Annotated in this window: 14 protein-coding genes; 9 read left to right on the forward strand and 5 right to left on the reverse strand. The window is 62.3% G+C overall.

What is annotated here, in order from left to right:
• Positions 1 to 46: 46 nt before the first annotated feature.
• From ACZ5TB_RS06985 to ACZ5TB_RS07020, 8 genes are all read left to right on the forward strand, one after another.
• Entirely contained in the window at positions 47 to 2,527 is a 2,481-nt protein-coding gene (locus ACZ5TB_RS06985; RefSeq protein WP_464790653.1) for a TonB-dependent receptor, read from the forward strand.
• A 204-nt stretch (positions 2,528 to 2,731) separates the two neighbouring features.
• Positions 2,732 to 3,604 carry a 3-methyl-2-oxobutanoate hydroxymethyltransferase gene (gene panB / locus ACZ5TB_RS06990; RefSeq protein ID WP_464790654.1) on the forward strand — a complete coding sequence of 291 codons (873 nt, stop codon included), beginning with the start codon at positions 2,732 to 2,734 and terminating at the stop codon, positions 3,602 to 3,604.
• A gap of 74 nt (positions 3,605 to 3,678) precedes the next feature.
• A complete protein-coding gene (locus ACZ5TB_RS06995) occupies positions 3,679 to 4,377 on the forward strand; it encodes a tetratricopeptide repeat protein (RefSeq protein WP_464790655.1) in 699 nt (232 codons plus the stop codon).
• A gap of 10 nt (positions 4,378 to 4,387) precedes the next feature.
• The gene (locus ACZ5TB_RS07000) at positions 4,388 to 5,737 is read left to right on the forward strand and encodes a PQQ-binding-like beta-propeller repeat protein (protein WP_464777822.1); all 1,350 of its coding nucleotides are present in this window, start codon (positions 4,388 to 4,390) and stop codon (positions 5,735 to 5,737) included.
• Positions 5,738 to 5,853: 116 nt separating this feature from the next.
• Positions 5,854 to 7,233: a ribosome biogenesis GTPase Der gene (der, locus tag ACZ5TB_RS07005; protein WP_464777823.1), complete on the forward strand. Its 1,380-nt coding sequence runs from the start codon at positions 5,854 to 5,856 to the stop codon at positions 7,231 to 7,233.
• Positions 7,220 to 7,435: a sulfurtransferase TusA family protein gene (locus ACZ5TB_RS07010; protein WP_464777824.1), complete on the forward strand. Its 216-nt coding sequence runs from the start codon at positions 7,220 to 7,222 to the stop codon at positions 7,433 to 7,435. Before der ends, ACZ5TB_RS07010 begins: the two co-directional genes overlap by 14 nt.
• 84 nt (positions 7,436 to 7,519) lie before the next feature.
• On the forward strand, positions 7,520 to 7,960 hold the full coding sequence (locus tag ACZ5TB_RS07015; RefSeq protein ID WP_464777825.1) for an Hpt domain-containing protein: 441 nt from the start codon (positions 7,520 to 7,522) through the stop codon (positions 7,958 to 7,960).
• Between the two features lie 56 nt (positions 7,961 to 8,016).
• Complete coding sequence (locus ACZ5TB_RS07020) at positions 8,017 to 9,006, forward strand: LLM class flavin-dependent oxidoreductase (RefSeq protein ID WP_464790656.1); 990 nt, start codon at positions 8,017 to 8,019, stop codon at positions 9,004 to 9,006.
• On the opposite strand, the gene ACZ5TB_RS07025 is transcribed toward ACZ5TB_RS07020, so the two are convergent.
• A complete protein-coding gene (locus tag ACZ5TB_RS07025; protein ID WP_464790657.1) occupies positions 8,999 to 10,096 on the reverse strand; it encodes an acyltransferase family protein in 1,098 nt (365 codons plus the stop codon). The genes ACZ5TB_RS07020 and ACZ5TB_RS07025 overlap by 8 nt on opposite strands.
• 222 nt (positions 10,097 to 10,318) lie before the next feature.
• On the opposite strand from ACZ5TB_RS07025, the gene ACZ5TB_RS07030 reads away from it, so the two are divergent.
• Positions 10,319 to 11,971, forward strand: coding sequence for an ATP-binding protein (locus tag ACZ5TB_RS07030; RefSeq protein WP_464790658.1), 1,653 nt, complete (start codon positions 10,319 to 10,321; stop codon positions 11,969 to 11,971).
• A gap of 3 nt (positions 11,972 to 11,974) precedes the next feature.
• Here ACZ5TB_RS07030 and ACZ5TB_RS07035 read toward each other — a convergent pair whose 3' ends face one another.
• The 4 genes from ACZ5TB_RS07035 to ACZ5TB_RS07050 all read right to left on the reverse strand — a co-directional run bounded on the left by ACZ5TB_RS07035 (position 11,975) and on the right by ACZ5TB_RS07050 (position 18,347).
• Positions 11,975 to 13,426: an MATE family efflux transporter gene (locus ACZ5TB_RS07035; protein WP_464790659.1), complete on the reverse strand. Its 1,452-nt coding sequence runs from the start codon at positions 13,424 to 13,426 to the stop codon at positions 11,975 to 11,977.
• Positions 13,427 to 13,461: 35 nt separating this feature from the next.
• The gene (locus tag ACZ5TB_RS07040) at positions 13,462 to 16,284 is read right to left on the reverse strand and encodes a valine--tRNA ligase (protein ID WP_464790660.1); all 2,823 of its coding nucleotides are present in this window, start codon (positions 16,282 to 16,284) and stop codon (positions 13,462 to 13,464) included.
• 107 nt (positions 16,285 to 16,391) lie between these two features.
• Positions 16,392 to 16,868 carry a DUF2497 domain-containing protein gene (locus tag ACZ5TB_RS07045; protein ID WP_464790661.1) on the reverse strand — a complete coding sequence of 159 codons (477 nt, stop codon included), beginning with the start codon at positions 16,866 to 16,868 and terminating at the stop codon, positions 16,392 to 16,394.
• Between the two features lie 18 nt (positions 16,869 to 16,886).
• Positions 16,887 to 18,347 carry a TolC family outer membrane protein gene (locus tag ACZ5TB_RS07050; RefSeq protein WP_464790662.1) on the reverse strand — a complete coding sequence of 487 codons (1,461 nt, stop codon included), beginning with the start codon at positions 18,345 to 18,347 and terminating at the stop codon, positions 16,887 to 16,889.
• Positions 18,348 to 18,362 lie beyond the last annotated feature (15 nt).

Consider the following 18,362-nt stretch of genomic DNA (forward strand, 5'->3'; position numbering starts at 1 on the left):
AAAGGCCGCGATCAACATTCACCGGACGTCCGGAAGGGGAATTTTTATGATTGCGCGTTCTCTGTTGCTCGCCGGTGTGGCGAGCGCATCCATCTTTGCGTCCAGCGTTCATGCCGAGGAAGCGCCTGTACCAGCCGCCGACGCAGCTGTCCCGGGCGCCGATGCAGCCGAACAGGCTTCGAGCCCTCGCGGTGAGGTGATCATCGTCACCGCCCGTCGCCGCCAGGAAACGGCGCAGGAAGTGCCGCTGGCGATCTCCGTGATCAAGGGCGACAGCATCGAAGCCACCGGCAACTTCAACGTCGTGAAGCTTCAGCAGCTGGCACCGACCTTGCAGGTCTATACGACCAATCCGCGCAACACGTCGGTCAACATCCGTGGCCTCGGCGTGCCGTTCGGCCTGACCAGCGACGGCTTTGAACAGGGCGTCGGCATCTATGTCGATGACGTCTATAACTCGCGCGTCGCCGCTGCGACCTTCGATTTCCTCGACGTCAGCCAGGTGGAAGTGCTGCGCGGCCCGCAGGGCACGCTGTACGGCAAGAACACCACGGCAGGCGCCATCAACATCACGACCAACCAGCCGACCTTCGATTTCGAAGGCCGTGCTGAACTGAGCGTTGGCAACCTCAACTACCGGCAGGCGAAGGCCGCCATCTCCGGCCCGCTGTCCGACACGATCGCCGCGCGCCTGGCGGTTGCGGCGACCAGCCGCCGTGGCACCCTCTATAACGTCACGTCGCAGCGCTGGATCAATGAACAGGACAATCTGGGCCTGCGCGGCCAGTTGCTGTTCAAGCCCAATGATGATTTCAGCATCACCCTGTCAGGCGATTACAGCAAGCAGGACCCGGAATGCTGCGGCACGACCTTCGTCCGCGTCGGCCGGACGCAGCGCCCGCTCACCCGTCAATATGACGCACTCGCCGCCGCGCAGGGCTATGTCGTGCCCAGCCGCAATCCCTACGATCGCCTGACCGATCTCGACAGCAACCTCAACGCTGGCAACAAGATTGGCGGCGTGTCGGCACGGGTAAAATGGGATGTCGGCCCCGGCACCCTGACCTCGGTCACTGCCTGGCGCTTCTGGGACTGGAAGCCGGAAAATGACCGCGACTTCACCGGTCTGCCCATCGTCTCCAAGTCGCAGAATCCCTCGCAGCAGGACCAGTATAGCCAGGAATTCCGCTACAATTACGAAAGCCAGAAGATCGACTTCGTGGTCGGCCTGTTCGGCTTCAAGCAGCGGATCGACACGCAGGGCACCGAGCAGCAGGGCAGCGCCGCCGCCCAGTGGAGCCTCGCGCCATCGCCCGACCCCCTGAACCCGGCCAACAACCCCGTGACGCTTGCAGGCCTCACCGCCAGCAACACCCAGTGGCTCAAGAGCGAAAGCGCCGCACTGTTCGGTCAGCTTAGCTGGAAAGTCACCGACGCGCTCACGATCCAGCCCGGCCTGCGGCTCAACTACGACAAGAAGTCGGGCTTCTACCAGCGTGTCGTGACGAACGCGCAGGGTCAGACAATCAGCTGCACCACGCCCGCAGCGCCCGGCACGATTGCGGGTACGTCGCAGCAGTGCGGCGTCTATCAGCCGCAGGTCAGCGCGCCATCGGACAGCGCGTGGAACTTCACCTATGACTTCAACGTCAACTACAAGATCGCGCGGGACATCCTCGCCTATGCGACCTATGCAAAGAGCTTCAAGACGCTGGGCATCAACCAGAACGGCTTGCCGCTCAATCTGGACAATACGGTCAATTATGACGCCGCGACGGTGAAGCCAGAATCGGTCCAGCATTTTGAAGTCGGGCTCAAGACCCAGCTGTGGGATCGCCGCGCGACCTTCAACATCTCCGCCTTCCGCACCACGATCAAGGATTTCCAAGCGACCGTGAACGGCGGCCAGTTCGGCACCGTGCGCGGCTACCTCGCCAATGCGGAGAAGGTCCGGTCGCAGGGTATCGAGGCGGACTTCAAGGTAGTCGCTAGCGACCGCTTCACCGCTTATGCCAACGCTGCCTACACGGATGCGAAGTATAAGAAATTCACCAACGCACCCTGCCTGCCTGAACTGTCCGGTGGACCGTCGCAGCCCGCAGGCGTGCCGGCCGACTATTCGCAACCGGGCGTTCCGGGCGCAGCCAGCCCGCGCCAGTGCGACATTTCCGGCCAGGACCTGCCCGGCGTGTCGAAATGGGCCTTCTCCTACGGCGCGGAGTATAATATTCCGGTGACGCTGCTGGCGAAGGAAGGTCAGGTCTATCTGGGCGTGGACGGCAATTACCGCTCGCACTGGAACTCCAACGCCTCGCCCTCACGCTATACCGAGGTGAAGGGCTATGCCCTCACCAACTTCCGCGCAGGCTTCCGTGGCGAAGGGTTCGACGTCTTCGGCTGGGTCCGCAACGCCTTCGACGTCAACTATATCGAAAATCTGCAGGTTGCCCCCGGCAACACCGGCCTGATCGCTGGTCAGGTGGGCGATCCCCGGACCTGGGGTGGGACGATCAAATTCTCGTTCTGATACCGTAACGATGTTCACCCCTGCGGGAGCGGCACAGGCCTGCCGCTCCCGTTCTTTTTGAAGACAGAAATTCGTCATCCCGGCGAAAGCTGGGATCTTAGACGAAGGGGTACAGTCTGGCTCAAGGAGATCCCAGCTTTCGCTGGGATGACGGGATTTCGCCCCCGATTTGCGCCCGCAATCTCACTGGGGTACATCGCTCCCATGTCCACTACCTTCACGCTCGACACCTCCACCAGCCGCGCCAATCCCACGCCCGCGCCGATGAAGCGCCTGACCGTCCCCGCCATTCAGCGCCGGAAGGTCGAGGGCAAGACGGACGAGCCGCTGGTGATGCTGACCGCCTATACCGCCCGGCAGGCACAGTTGCTCGATCCCCATTGCGACATGCTGCTCGTCGGCGATTCGCTGGGTCAGGTGATCTACGGCCTACCCTCGACGCTCGCCGTCACGCTCGACATGATGATCGCCCACGGCGCCGCCGTCGTTCGGGGTAGTTATCACAGCCTCGTCCTCGTCGACATGCCCTTCGGCAGCTACGAAGCCTCACCCGCCCACGCCTTCGCCAGCGCCAGCCGCGTCATGGCCGAAACTGGCTGCGCCGCCGTCAAGCTGGAAGGCGGACAAGCCATGGCGGAAACCATCGCCTTCCTCACCCAGCGCGGCATCCCCGTCATGGCCCATGTCGGCCTCACACCGCAGGCCGTCAACGCGCTCGGCGGCTATGGCGCGCGCGGCAAAAGCCAGGAAGAACATGCCAAGATCATGGACGACGCCCGCGCCGTCGCGCAGGCTGGCGCCTTCGCCGTCGTTCTCGAAGGCGTCATGGAGGACCTAGCCGTCGCCATCACCGACAGCCTCGACATCCCCGTCATCGGCATCGGCGCATCGGCCCATTGCGATGGCCAGGTGCTGGTCGCGGAGGACATGCTCGGCATGTTCGAACGAGTGCCACGCTTCGTGAAACGATACGAAAACATTGCCGAAACCATCAGCAATGCAGCCGAACGCTATGCCGCAGAAGTGCGCAATCGCAGCTTCCCCACCGCAGATCAGGTCTATCGCCCCAAAAAGTAATTTGCGCTAAGCGCCACCGCCGCTATTGATCGCGCCTTCCGCGAGCTTTTTCTGACGCATATCTGGAGACCCACGTGGCCCTGACGCCGCAAAATAGCGAAGCATTCATGCGCGAGGTCGATGAGGCCGTGCGTCAGGACCAGTTGCTGACCTTTTGGCAGCGCTTTGGCCGCTGGATCGTCGCGGCCGTGGTCATCGGCCTCGTTGCCTTCGCTGGCTGGCTCTATTGGCAGCATTACAGCGCCACTCAGTCGCAAGCCGTGTCCGAGGAAATGGACAAGGTCATCTCGGCCGCTGCGGGCGGCGGGACGCCCGATGCCAAGCAACTCGACACGCTGAGCGACGCCAGCCAGCCCGGCTTCCGCGCGTCAGCCCTGCTCGTGAAGGCCGGTGTCGCCGCTCGCAAAGGCGACAACAAGGCTGCGATCGCCGCTTACAAGGCAATGGCAGCGGACAGCTCGCTTGATCAGCCCTATCGCGACCTCGCCCTGATCCGCCAGACCACGCTGGAGTTCGAGACGCTTCAGCCGCAACAGGTGGTCGATCGCCTCAAGCCCCTCGCCGTTGAGGGCGCGCCATGGTTCGGCAGCGCGGGCGAACTGGTCGCCATATCCTATATGAAGATGCGCAAGCCCGATCTTGCTGGCCCGCTGTTCGCGGCGATGGCAAAGGATGCCACCGTGCCTCAATCGATCCGTTCACGCGCGCGACAGATGGCGGGCTTATTGGGCATAGATGCAGTCGAAACGCCGACCGTACCGGGACAGGGATGAAGATAAGCGCATGGGGATGCACAGCATGACGAAATTTGCGGGCACGCGCCGGGTCCTGACCGTCGCCGCGATGGTCGCGCTATTGGCGGGCTGCGGTATCGTCGGGGGCAAGAAGGGTGGACCCAAGACCCCCGTGGTCGGCAACCGCGTATCGATCCTGACCAACGAGCAAGGGGTGGAGGTCGATCCGACGCTGGCCGATGTTTCGGTCACGCTTCCGGAAGCCTATGCCAATGATCAATGGTCTCAGCCGGGCGGCGGCCCCTCCAAGGCGATGGGCCATCTAGCGCTAAGCGCTTCCCCCGCCACCGCCTGGACCAGTTCGATCGAGGGGAGCACGCCGCGCGCCCGCCTCGCCTCCTCCCCGGTCATCGCCAACGGCAAGCTCTACGTCATCGACGCGGGCGCCCATGTCATCGCCTTCGATGCGGGGACTGGCGCGAAACTCTGGCAAACTGCCCTGCCCGCCGAAGGCAGCGGTCGCGCCTTGTTCGGCGGCGGCGTCAGCATCGTCGATGACAAGGTATATGCGAGCACCGGCGTGGGCGACGTAGCCGCGCTCAGCGCCGCGAACGGCTCCATCCTGTGGAAGAAGCGCCCCGGCGGCCCTCTGCGTGGCGCACCGACGCTCGCCAATGGCCATGTCTATGTCATGGGGCAGGACAACCAGATTTTCGCGCTCAACCAGAGCGATGGCGAAGTCCAATGGACCGACAGCGGCACGTTGCAGGTGACCGGCGTGTTCGGCGTCGCCGCCCCCGCCGCTGCGCAGGGCACGGTGATCGCGGGCTATAGCTCGGGCGAACTCACCGCGTACCGCTATGAAAATGGCCGCACGCTATGGGGCGACGCCCTTTCGCGCACCAGCATTTCGACGGCGGTGGCATCGCTTACCGACATCGACGCCAATCCGGTTATCGACCGTGGCCGCGTCTTCGCCATCGGTCAGGGTGGCCGCATGGCCTCCTATGAGCTGGTGAGCGGCCAGCGCCTGTGGGAAATCAACATCGCGGGCATCTCGACGCCGTGGGTTGCGGGCGAATGGGTATTCGTCGTGACCAGCGACGCGAAGCTGCTTTGCGTCGCCCGCGCGACCGGCAAGATTCGCTGGATCAGCCAGCTTCGCCGCTGGGAAAAGGAAAAGAAGAAGGCGAACGCCATCCGTTGGACGGGTCCCGTTCTGGCAGGCGGTCGCCTGATCCTGGTATCCACCCATGGCGATCTCAACTATGTCGATCCGGCAACGGGCGCCGTTCAATCGGCTGTTGATATGGACAAGTCCATGTCGCTTTCCCCCGTTGTCGCCAACAACATGCTTTATATCCTTGCTGACAACGGCAAGCTGACGGCGCTTCGTTAACGCCCACGATAATGTTAGATAATCGTGCTCCTGCAAGGGCAGGAGCCCAGTTCCACGTCTTGGACTGGGTTCCTGCCATTGCAGGAGCACCAGTGTTTTAAAGGAAACGGGCTATCATGCTGCCCACAGTTGCCATTGTAGGGCGGCCCAATGTGGGCAAGTCCACCCTCTTCAACCGGCTCGTCGGCAAGAAGCTGGCGCTGGTCGATGACCAGCCCGGCGTCACGCGCGATCGGCGGGAAGGGCAAGCGAACCTGCTTGGCGTCGAATTCACCATCATCGACACCGCTGGTTATGAGGACGAAGACCCCCAGACCCTGCCCGGCCGCATGCGGATGCAAACACAGGCGGCGGTCGAAAATGCCGATGTCGCCCTGTTCGTCGTCGATGCACGCGCTGGCATCACCCCGTTGGACGAGGAAATCGCCCGCTGGCTGCGCGAAGGCGACGCGCCCGTCGTGCTGATGGCCAACAAGGCCGAGGGCAAAGCCGGTGACGACGGCGTGATGGAGGCATTCAGCCTGGGCCTGGGCGACCCCATCCCCTTTTCCGCCGAACATGGTCAGGGACTTGCCGACCTGTTCCAGGCACTCCTCCCCTATATCGACCGGGAGGATGAGGAAGAAGAGGAAGCCGAACCGAGCGAGGCCGATCTAGAGGCCGCTCCGCTTAAGCTCGCCATCGTCGGCCGTCCCAATGCGGGCAAATCGACACTCATCAACCGGCTGCTGGGCGAAAACCGCCTGCTGACCGGCCCGGAAGCGGGCATCACCCGTGACTCGATCGCGGTCGACTGGGAATGGACCGACCCGCGCGATGAGGAAGCCGACCCCCGCCCCGTCCGCCTGATCGACACGGCCGGCATGCGCAAGCGCGCCAAAGTGCAGGACAAGCTCGAAAAGCTCGCCGTTTCGGACGGCCTGAACGCTGTGAACTTCGCCGAAGTCGTCGTGCTTCTGCTCGATTCCACGCGCGGCCTTGAGGCGCAGGACCTTCGCATCGCCGACAAGGTGCTGGAGGAAGGCCGCGCCCTCGTCGTCGCGCTCAACAAATGGGACACGGTGGAACATGGCTCTGCCCTGTATCAGGGCATCAAGCAGGCGCTTTCCGACGGCCTCGCGCAGATACGCGGCGTTCCGATCATGACCGTGTCAGGCGCGACCGGGAAGGGGCTGGACGACCTCATCCGTGTCGCCTTCGAAACGCGCACCGCCTGGTCGCAGCGCGTTTCCACCGGCATACTCAACCGCTGGTTCGAACGCGCGCTGGAGGCCAATCCGCCCCCCGCCCCCGGCGGCAAGCGGATCAAGCTGCGCTATATCACTCAGAACAAGACCCGTCCGCCTACCTTCGTACTGTTCGGCACGCGTCTGGACGAACTGCCGGAAAGCTACCGGCGCTATCTCGTCAATGGCATCCGCAAGGAACTGGGCTTCGGCGCCGTGCCCGTGCGCCTTACGTTACGCAGCGCGCGCAATCCCTATGCCAGCAAATGATACCGCCTATGTGAATGCCAGGGGAATGAAATGCCCTTGGCCCGCCCTGCGCGCTGCTCGGGCGATGAGGTCGGCCGACGCGGTAACGGTTGAAGCAGACGATCCCAACGCCGCCCGCGAATTGGAGGCGCTTACCCGGCAGCATGGCTGGAATTTCTCCGCCGCTGCTGGCGATCGCTTTGAATTGTCGCGTAAATCCTGACGCCACCCTTCTTCTGACACCACCGCTTAACCTGCTGTTTACGCACGGCTTCTATTCTGAAGCTGCAACAGGGAGTGTGACAGGGTGTCGTATCGAGAGGCAGAACTGGTCAATCAGGCCGATCTGGCAAAGTCCCGGTCGGAACTGGGCAGCGCATTTCTCCGGATTCTCAGCTATTTTCGTGAGGATGGCGACAAGGCCATAAGCGCGATCGAGCAGGCGATCCGCGAACGCGACGCCATCGCGCTGGTCACGCCCGCTCACACATTGAAGGGCGAATCGGCTCAATTTGGTGCCCACCGCCTGAGCAGCATGGCCGAACGCATTGAGATGGTCGCACGCCGCTGCGTCGAAACACGCGAGGGTCCTGACGAATTGATCGAGGTTGTCGTCAGCCTGCGGCCCTGCTTTACCGAAACAATGTCCCTCCTCGATCGCGACTCCAATCCGTTGGTCGCGCGTCGTCCCGCCACATTCGGCCGCCGATCCGAACCACCGTCGCAGGGGTTCGGACGCGTAGGCTGATCTGAGACGATATCTAGGTATTGAAATAAAACGGATCATCGCCCCATATCCGGGCGATGATCCGTTTTTCCGTTCTGGACCTTGTCCCCGTCATCGAAGGAAGCACCGTTGGCGAGGCCCTCGTCAACGCCGCCGCCTTCGCCGTTCATGCCGAACAACTCGGCTTCCATCGCTATTGGGTTGCCGAACATCACGGCATGCCGGGCATCGCATCGGCCGCAACTTCGGTGGTGCTGGCGCATATCGGACATGCGACATCGACCATCCGCATAGGTTCGGGCGGCATCATGCTCCCCAACCATGCCCCCCTGCTGATAGCCGAACAGTTCGGTACGCTCGCAGCGCTTTTCCCCGGTCGAGTAGACCTTGGGCTAGGCCGCGCGCCCGGATCGGACCAGCGGGTGGCTCAGGCCATGCGCCGCACGCTTTCCGGTGGGCCGGATGAATTTCCGCGCGACGTGCTGGAATTGCAGGCCTATTTTGCGGGTGATGGAAGGCTCGGCTTTCAGGCAACGCCCGGCGCGGGTGAAGATGTGCCACTCTGGATTCTCGGGTCCAGCCTCTACGGCGCTCAACTCGCCGCCGCGTTGGGCCTGCCCTATGCCTTCGCCTCCCATTTCGCTCCTGGCGCGCTTGAGGACGCGATCGCGGTTTACCGTCGCGACTTCAGGCCATCGGCCCAGCTTGATCGCCCCTATGTGATGGCAGGCTATAATATATTCGCGGCCGACAGCATGGAAGAAGCGAGACTGCTCGCCACCTCCATGCAACAGGCCTTCGTTCGTCTCCGCACGGGGCAGCCGGGCAAGTTGCAGCCACCCATTCCCGGCTATTTCGAAAGCCTACCTCCCGGCGCGCAGGCGATGCTTTCGGATGTCCTGAGTGCCACATCGATCGGTACACAGGATAAGGTCGAGGAGGATCTTGCCGCTTTCATAGAGCGGACTGGTGTCGACGAGTTGATCATCGGCGGGCAAATCCATGATTTCAGTGCCCGCAAGCGCAGCCTGGAGATCGCCATCGCCGCCGCCAAGACAATTAGCTGAGCGCCGAAGCTCCCTGCAAGCGTCCGCCACTCAGCACCTTGGCCAGATCCGGCCAGGCACGGCTGAGAAGCGATCCCAGCAGCAGGACCGCGATCAGGACCAGCAACGGCTGGATCAGCAGATAAGCGGGATAGAAAGGCGAACCGAGCTTTCCGAACAACACGCCCAGCAACGGCCCGCCCAGCCAGATCAGAATGAGATGCGAGCAGAATAGCAGAAAGGCGAAGGGCTCAATCCTCAACAACAACCCCCGCATCGGGCTTTCCGCCAGCGCCCAGGATAGCCGCCAGAAGCAGGTGGCCGCCGCAACACGCACTGCAAGGTCAAGCAAACCGACGCCGATCCCCGCTCCCTGCACCGCCTGCAGGGAAAAATGAAGTTGCACGGACATGAGCAACAGGAAGGGCGTTGCTGCGGCCGTCCAACCCAGTGCAGCGACTCGCTCCGCCAGCCCGGCCCGCCGGGCCATCATCCCTATGACAAAGAAGAACAGGATTGCCGGCCGCATCAACACCGGCGGCCCCCAGCCCGCCAGTTGGGCGACCGCTGCGACAGCAGCAACACCAATCAGCACGCGATTGGGCAGGCGAAGCAGCAACGGAGCAATGACCATGCAAAGGAACAAATCGCGCAGAAACGGCATCTGCACGTTGATGTCCGGGTTCCGGCTGACAACGAACAGTTCCTGAAACAACCAGTCAAACGACACTGGAACGGGCGCAGACAACCCAAGGGACCACGCCGCGCCGGATACCAGCAGGATGCCAAGCCCATTCCACAGGATCATCGGCAACAGGATCGTCCGCGCCTTTTGCAGCACATGACGGAACCAGTTCTGCGCACGGGACGATCCCGCCACCAGCCAGCCGGAAATGACGCCCAGCAGAGGCACTGCGCTGCGTCCGAATATTTCCATGAGCAACCAGCGCAGATTTTCCTGAGGCGTGCCGCGAGCGATTTCCAGGTCATGACCGTTCAACCCGGTCCAGGCGTGCACATAGACCACGCCCAATATGCAGATCACCCGAGCTATGGAAATCGCATCGGATCGGCGCGCCGCATCGGCCGTCATCAATTGGGTCAAATGCATATCCTGATCTTACGGCAGTCAGCGGCCGATACGCATGGCGAACGATTCGCGCCAGAGTAGACGCCCGAACGCGCGGCGGGAGGTGGCGATAGCGAGGTTAACAGCTTGGTTCGGAGGCGGGTGCAAAACGTCGGCGATAAGCCATTTCTTTACCTATGCAGGGCTACACAAGCAGGCCGAATTCCGGCAGCGCGCGCCGGAAATCAGATTTAAGGGGGGTGTATGAGCCACATGCCGGGAGCTGCCGAATTTACGCACGGCCAAACGAAGCCTGCCGCAGCAAACGCCATGGGCGCGGTTTTTCAGATAGCCGGTTCCAGTTCCAAGGTGCTGATCGACGCCGCCTCCATTGCAACTCTCGCACATGACAGCGACCCCTGCACGGCAATGGCCGGGCAAGTCGGCAGCCAGGTAAAAATGCGTGTAGGCAGTGCATGGCTCATCGCCAGCGTGCGCTCCATGACGATGGATCGGCAGGACAGCGGCCTGATCATCGCTGATGTCGATTTTCTGGGCGAAGGTGACGAAGAACCGCTCACCGGCCGCATTCATCACTTCCGTCGCGGCGTCACCCGCTATCCTGCGCCGGGGACCGAAATTTTCCCCGTATCCAGCGCCGACATGCAGCAAATCTACGCTGCCGATGACCGGCCCCATGTGCAAATCGGCACCGTATACCCCACGACAGACACGCGTGCCGCGCTCTATGTCGATTCGATGCTGGGCAAACATTTCGCCCTGCTGGGTTCGACCGGTACGGGCAAATCCACCAGTGCCGCTCTCATTCTTCACCGCATTTGCGACCTGTCGCCCGAAGGCCATATCGTGATGGTCGATCCCCATGGCGAATATGGTGCGGCCTTTGCCCAGAATGGCGCGGTCTTCGACGTAGGCAACCTTGCGCTGCCCTATTGGCTGATGAATTTCGAGGAGCATTGCGAGGTATTCGTCACCTCCGAAGGCTCCGATCGCACCGTCGACTGCGACATTCTCGCTAAATGCCTGCTCGCCGCGCGGCAGAAGAACCGGCTGGCGGAAAGCATCGGCAGGCTGACCGTCGATTCGCCGATCCCCTATTTGCTGTCGGATCTCACCAACATCCTGCAAAATGAGATGGGGAAACTCGACAAGGGCACGGGCGCCCTGCCCTATATGCGGCTCAAGACCAAGATCGATGAGATCAAGGCGGACCCCCGTTACAGCTTCATGTTCTCAGGCATGCTGGTCGCGGACACGATGCAGGAATTTCTGGCGAAGATCTTCCGCCTGCCATCGGGCGGGAAGCCGATTTCTATCATCGACGTGTCGGCCATGCCGTCGGACATCACCTCTGTGGTGGTATCGGTACTGTCCCGTCTGGTCTTCGACTATGCCATCTGGGCGCGGGACGAAGCTCAGCGGCCGATCCTGCTCGTCTGCGAAGAGGCGCACCGCTATATTCCCAGTACTACCACCGGCAACGGCCAGGCCGTCCGCCGCATCCTGGAGCGCATAGCCAAGGAAGGCCGCAAATATGGCGTATCGCTCGGCCTCATCACGCAGCGGCCGTCAGACTTGGCCGAAGGCGTGCTGTCGCAATGCGGCACCATCATTTCCATGCGCCTCAACAATGATCGCGACCAGGCATTCGTGAAGGCCGCCATGCCCGAAGGCGCGCGCGGCTTCCTCGACTCCATTCCCGCGCTCCGCAATCGAGAGGCGATCATCTGCGGTGAAGGTGTCGCGGTGCCGATCCGTGTCGCACTGGACAATCTGGAAGAGCACCGACGGCCCGCGTCCGGCGATCCAAGTTTCACGGACCTTTGGCGCCAGTCCGGTGGAGAGGCAGACATTCTCGACCGCACCATCACCCGCTGGCGCAGCCAGGGACGATAACCGTCAGCCCGCAGGCGCGAACCGGCCTGCGGGTTCACTCTCCGCGCTGATGCTTTCCCGGCACTCTTCCTCATGCACGGGGACGAGCAGCGTCGCCTTGCGCCAGCCGCCCTGCAGATAGGCGAGACCTGCAATCAGAAGGGCTGATCCTGAACTCACAGGGAAGCTCAACCACAAGGCATTGGCGCCCAGATACGGATAGCTGAAGTGATAAAAGCCAAGGCGAACGCCGAACAGCGTGACGGTAAGGATCAATAGCGGCCTCACCACCACGCCATTCGCCCGCATCACCCCGAACAGAATCATCGTTGCGCCGAACAGCATATAGCTCCAGGTCGCAAGCAACTGCATTTTCCAGGCGGCATCAATCGCGGCCCTGTTGTCGCCAAGGAAGAGCGAGAGCAGCGGCGCATGAAACAGCAGGATCACGCCAATCATCGCGCCCGTAATCAGCAGCAGATAGCCCAATCCATAGGCAGTAATCCGGCCAATCCTGTCCCACCGGCCCGCACCGATATTTTGCGCCGCCATAGCGCTGACCGCCGCCCCCATGGCCATCGCAGGCATCTGCAAATAGGTCCAGATCTGCTGCGCCGCGCCATAAGCCGCCGTAACGATTAGGCCTTCGCGGTTAACCAGACCGATGATCATCAGGCCGACCGCCGACATGACGATCATCTGAAGCCCCATCGGCAACCCTTTGCCCAGCAGGATACGCAGCTGGTCGGGAGCGGGGATCAGGTAGCGCAGCTCCTTCCCCCGCAAACGCAGCGGCAGGTCCTTGGCATAGACATAGAAGATCAGGCCAAGCAGGCTGGCGATGCCGGCCGCCGCCGTGGCCGCCGCCGATCCGCCGATGCCCATCGCCGGAATCGGCCCCAGCCCAATGATGAATACCGGGTTCAGCACCAGATCGATCCCGACGCTGACGAACATGAAAATCAAAGGAGTGCGCGCGTCCCCAGCTCCCCGCAATCCCATCATCATCATCACGCTGATCAACGTTGCGGGCATCGCAATGAAAATCACGCGCAGATAGATCAGCGCCATGTCAAATGCTTCGGCAGGCGTTCCCAGCAAGTGCAGCATTGCGGGCGAAGCCGCCCATCCAGCCGCAGCGACAACGGTGCCCAATATGGTGCAAAAGCCCGTCGCTGACCCGAAGGACCGGCGAGCGGCATCCATATCGCCCCGACCCGCCGCCTGGGCGATCACCACGGTCGATGCCATGCCAAATCCGAACACGATGGAAAACATCAGGAACATGGTGATGTTCGCGTTGGCCGTCGCGGCAAGAGCCTGCGCGCCCAGAAAGCGGCCGACCCATATGGCGTTGATCGATCCATTCAATGACTGAAGCACGTTGGACGCCAGCGTCGGCACGGCAAAGACCAGCAAGGACGACGCGATAGGCCCGTTTACCAGGTCCCTTGTTTCACGCTTCCCTGCCGCCATTCTTGCCCTCCCCTAAGCGCTTCATCATTAACCGATCAGGCCAGACGATCCAGCGCTGCCGCCAACCTTTCCGCCTCTGCGGTTTTTTCGGCATGATCTTCACGCGCCTTGGCGACCGCCTCGGGCTTGGCCTTTTCCACGAAACTCGGATTGGAAAGACGCCCGGAAAGCGAATCCCGTTCCTTTTCCGCAGCGGCAAGCGCCTTTGCCAGCCTCGCCTTTTCCGCCGCGATGTCGATCACGCCCTCCAGCGGGAGGATGAAGGTCGCCTCATCGACAACGATCTGCGCCGCGCCACCAGCTACGCTATCGCCAAAGGACAGGCTCTCCACCCGCCCCAAACGCGCCAAGGCCGCGCCCTGCCGATCGATACGGCGTCGCGTTTCTTCCGACGCTTCGCTGACCACGACCTTCAGCTTGGCGCCCGGCGGCACGTTCAGTTCCGTTCGCGCCGTGCGCATCGCGCTGATCAAGCGGATCAGCCAGTCAATCTCTGCCTGCGCCTCGCTATCGACGGCACAGAGCGCCTGTGGCCAGCGAGCGACGATCAGTTCCGTCTCGCGGGTGCCGGTCAGGTTCCACAGCTCTTCGGTGATGAAGGGCATGAAGGGGTGGAGCATGACGAGAATCTGGTCGAACGCCCAGCCCGCGACAGCCTTTGTCTCTTCATCCATCGAACCCTTGGTGAGTTCGATGTACCAGTCGCAAAACTGGTCCCAGACGAAATGATAGATGGCATTCGCCGCCGCGTCGAAGCGCAGCTCGGTCATGGCGGTGTCGATCGCCTGCACGGTCGCCACCGTCTCGGCAATGATCCAGCGGTTGACCGGCGCTGCGGCGGCAGGCGCCTCATGGCTCGTCGATGCGGTAACGCCGTTGGATTGCAGGAAGCGCGCCGCGTTCCACAGCTTGGTCGCGAAGTTGCGATACCCCTCGACCCGCTTCTCATCCATCTTTACGTCGCGGCCCTGGCTTTCCATGGCGGACATGAAGAAACGCAGCGCGTCCGCGCCGAACTTGTCGATCAGGCCCAGCGGATCGACGACATTGCCCTTGGACTTGGACATTTTCTGCCCGTCCGCCGCGCGTACCAGCCCGTGGAGGTAGAGCTTGCGCCACGGCACATCACCCATGAACTCCATCCCCTGCATCGCCATGCGCGCATCCCAGAAGAACAGGATATCGAAGCCGGAGATCAGCAGATCATTGGGATAGTGACGGTCGAGAAGCGAACCGGGACGGGGAAGTAAGCCCCTCCCCTTCAGGCGAGGGGTTGGGGTGGGGGAGTGCCCCACGCTCTCAGCTTCGCCGAGAGCCCCCACCCCCGGCCCCTCCCCTGAAGGGGAGGGGTGCGTGAGGTTATCCGGCCAACCCAGCGTACCGAAAGGCCAGAGCGCGGAGGAGAACCATGTGTCGAGCACATCGGGATCGCGAACCAACTTTTTGTTGCCAGCAAGCGCCTGCGCTTCCTCCTCGCTCTCCGCGACAAAGGGATTACCATCCTCATCATACCAAGCCGGGATCTGATGTCCCCACCACAGTTGGCGCGACACGCACCAGGGCTGGATATTCTCCATCCAGTTGAAGAAGGTTTTTTCCCAAGTCTTGGGCACGATCTCGATCCGCCCGTCACGCACGGCCTGCATCGGCGCGACCGCCAGCTTCCCGGCATCGACATACCATTGATCGGTCAGCCAGGGTTCGATCACCACGCCCGAACGATCACCAAAGGGCGTCTGGATGGTGCGCGGCTCGAAATCGGCTTCGACCTCCTCGCCTTCCTTGTTCTTCGAGACATGCGGCACCAGCATACCCAGCGCCTTCATCTCGGCGACGACCAACTCACGCGCGCCATCAATGCCATCGCGGCGGAAGCGGTGCAGCCCCAGAAAACGCTCCGGGATCAGCCCGTCCGCCGTCTGCACCACATTGGCATCGGCATCGAACATGTTGAGCATCTCGGCCGCGCGGAAGCCGGCCCGCTTGCCCACCTCAAAATCGTTGAAATCATGCCCCGGCGTGATCTTGACCGCGCCCGACCCCAGTTCGGGATCAGCATGCTCGTCACCCACCACCTTGAAGCGACGCCCGGTGATCGGCTGGAGGATGTCCTTGCCGATGACGTCCTTGTAGCGCGGGTCTTCGGGATGCACCGCCACCGCCATGTCGGCCAGCATCGTCTCGGGCCGCGTGGTCGCCACGACGATATGATCCGCACCATTGGCCAGCTTCACGCCATCCGCCAGCGGATAGCGGAAATGCCAAAAGCCGCCCTTCACTTCCTGCGTCTCGACCTCAAGGTCAGAAATCGCCGAGCGGAAACGCGGGTCCCAGTTCACCAGCCGCTTGTCGCGGTACAGAAGCCCGCGCTTGTGCAACTCCACAAACACCTTGATGACGGCCTTCGAAAAGCCCTCATCCATGGTGAAGCGTTCATTGGCCCAGTCCATCGAGCAACCAAGCCGTCGTAGCTGACGCGTAATCGCGCCGCCGCTTTCGGCCTTCCACTCCCAGACCTTCTCAATGAACTGCTCGCGCGTATAGTTGGTGCGCTTGTCCTGCCGCGCCTCCATCTGCCGCTCGACCACCATCTGCGTCGCGATGCCCGCATGGTCGGTGCCCACGACCCACAGCGCGTCCTTGCCCCGCAGCCGCTCGTACCGGATGACGATGTCCTGCAACGTGTTATCGAGCGCATGGCCGATATGCAGGCTGCCGGTCACATTCGGCGGCGGATTGACGATGGTGAAGGGTTCGGCGTCCGGCCGTTCAGGGCGGAACAGCCCCTTCTGCTCCCAATGGGCATACCAGCGGGATTCGATTTCAGCGGGGTCAAAGGTTTTGGGCAGTTCGGTCATGGAAAGGCGCCTTAAAGCCCCTTCCCTGACCATTCCAGCGCTTTTACCGCCTTGCAGCCGTCAGCCGAGCCAATGCGCCATAAGTCGGAACGCGGAGACCCGCCAGATCAGCGGCCAGTGATGCGGGCGATTTCCTTTGCCACCATGTCTTCCACCAGCGCGGGAAGGCGAGCGTCCAGCCATTCCTTCAGCATCGGCTTCAACATGGACCGGACCAGACCGTCCAGTGTATTATCCTCGCCATCCTTGGGCGTTACCAGCATGGACGACAGCGCCGAAAGCGAATGCCGCGCGGCCACTTCGCTTTCAACCGAGAGGATTGAGCTTTCCTCACCCGGCACTTCGACCTGCGTTGCACGGCCAGTCTTGTGGGCAGGCATCGGCTCCTCCGCTCCAACCTCGTCAGTCAGTTCCAGCACTTCCTCGACCGCAGGGTCGGCGGGTTCGGCAGCCTGCTTGGGTGCGGCATCGGCTTTACCACGGCGCGACACCGCCTGCGCAGCCTCCTCACCTTCCTCAGCGATGATGCGCTTGATGGACGAAAGAATGTCCTCCATCGAGGGTTCCTTGCTCATGTCGCCCATGAATAACCCCTGTTAACCTTAAGGTTGTTGCGCCAAACCAGCAGGCACATTGGCATTTTGTGCAGGCGTGTCAACGGTTCTGGTCGCTTCAGGCTGGGGCGCGGGATCGAAATCCCAATCGAACCACTTGCCCTTCACCCGCTCATAATTAACCATGGGATTATAGAGCGTGCCTGTTTCCAGACTGAGGTCGTCCGCTTCCGCATGTCCCATCGCGGCCAGCAAGCTGAAGCCCGCGACATAGGCGTTGCGCCGGGCCGACACCAATTGCACCTTGGCGTTGAGCGCTTCCTGTTCCGCGTTCAATATGTCCAATATGGTGCGGCTGCCGACAGAATTTTCCGCCCGCACGCCTTCCAGCGAAAGGTTGGCCGCCTCGACCGCCTTCTGGTTGGATTCGATGCTTTGCAGCGACGCCTGCCAGCTCGCATACGCTGACCGCGTTTGAGCGATGACGCCCCGCTCGACCTCTATTTCTTGCTCCATCGCCTGCGATTCGAGCGCCTGGTTCTGGCGCACCTGCGCTCCGGGTCGGCCGCCCTGATAAAGCGGAAGGCGCAACGTCGCTCCTGCGACCACCTGCTTGTTGATCTGCGATGGATCGCTCGGGTCGTCGAGCGATCCCAGATAATGGGTGTAGCTGCCCTGCGCGAAACCGGACAGCGTCGGGAGGACGCCTGCCTTTGCCACCCGCACGTCATAGCGAGCAGCTTCACGCGCCTTTTTCGCGGCGATGAGGTCAGGATTGTCCGAAAGCGCCACCTGTACCGCCGTTTCCGGCGTAGCAGGAAGGCCGGGGAGCGGCGGCGGCGGCTGCAAATCATCAGGCGTCGCGCCGACCAGGGCGATATAATTCTCTCGGCTGGCGATCAGGTTCGCCTGCGCCGTTTGCAGGTCGGATCGGGCCAACGCGAGCCGCGACTCGGACTGGGCAACGTCCGTCCGCGTAAGATCGCCGACTTCAAATCGGTCGTTCGTTGCCTGCAGGTTGACGCCAAGCGCGCTGACATTCGCCAAATTCAGAGACACGATCGCGCTATCACGGATCACATCCATATAGGCCGCGACAACTTGGGAGAAGATCGATGCCTCGGTCCCGCGCAGATTGGCCTGACCCGCCTGCACGCGGACCTTGGCCGCCTTTACCCCGTTGCGGACTGCGCCACCCTGATAAATAGGGACGTTGACCGTGGCGGAGCCGACGAGCGAGCGATCAGGCGCGAGAAAGGACCGTGCAGGCTTTACCAGCAATTCCTGATATTCGCCGGTGGTCGCGATATTGGGCCGTCCATCCGCCTTGCGGATCGGCACATTCTCGTCCGTCGCCCGCTGCTGAGCCCGGGTGCCGGTAAGCGTCGGGTTGGAATGGTAAGCCTTTGCCAGCGCGCCCTGCAAGGTTTCAGCCTGCGCGATCCCGGGGGTAAGGAGCAGCAGAACCGTGGCGGCGGAGTGCCGAAGAAACACCTGCTTTGCGGTCATGACCCCCCCAGCCAA

The sequence above is a fragment of the Sphingobium sp. TomTYG74 genome, from assembly GCF_055393875.1.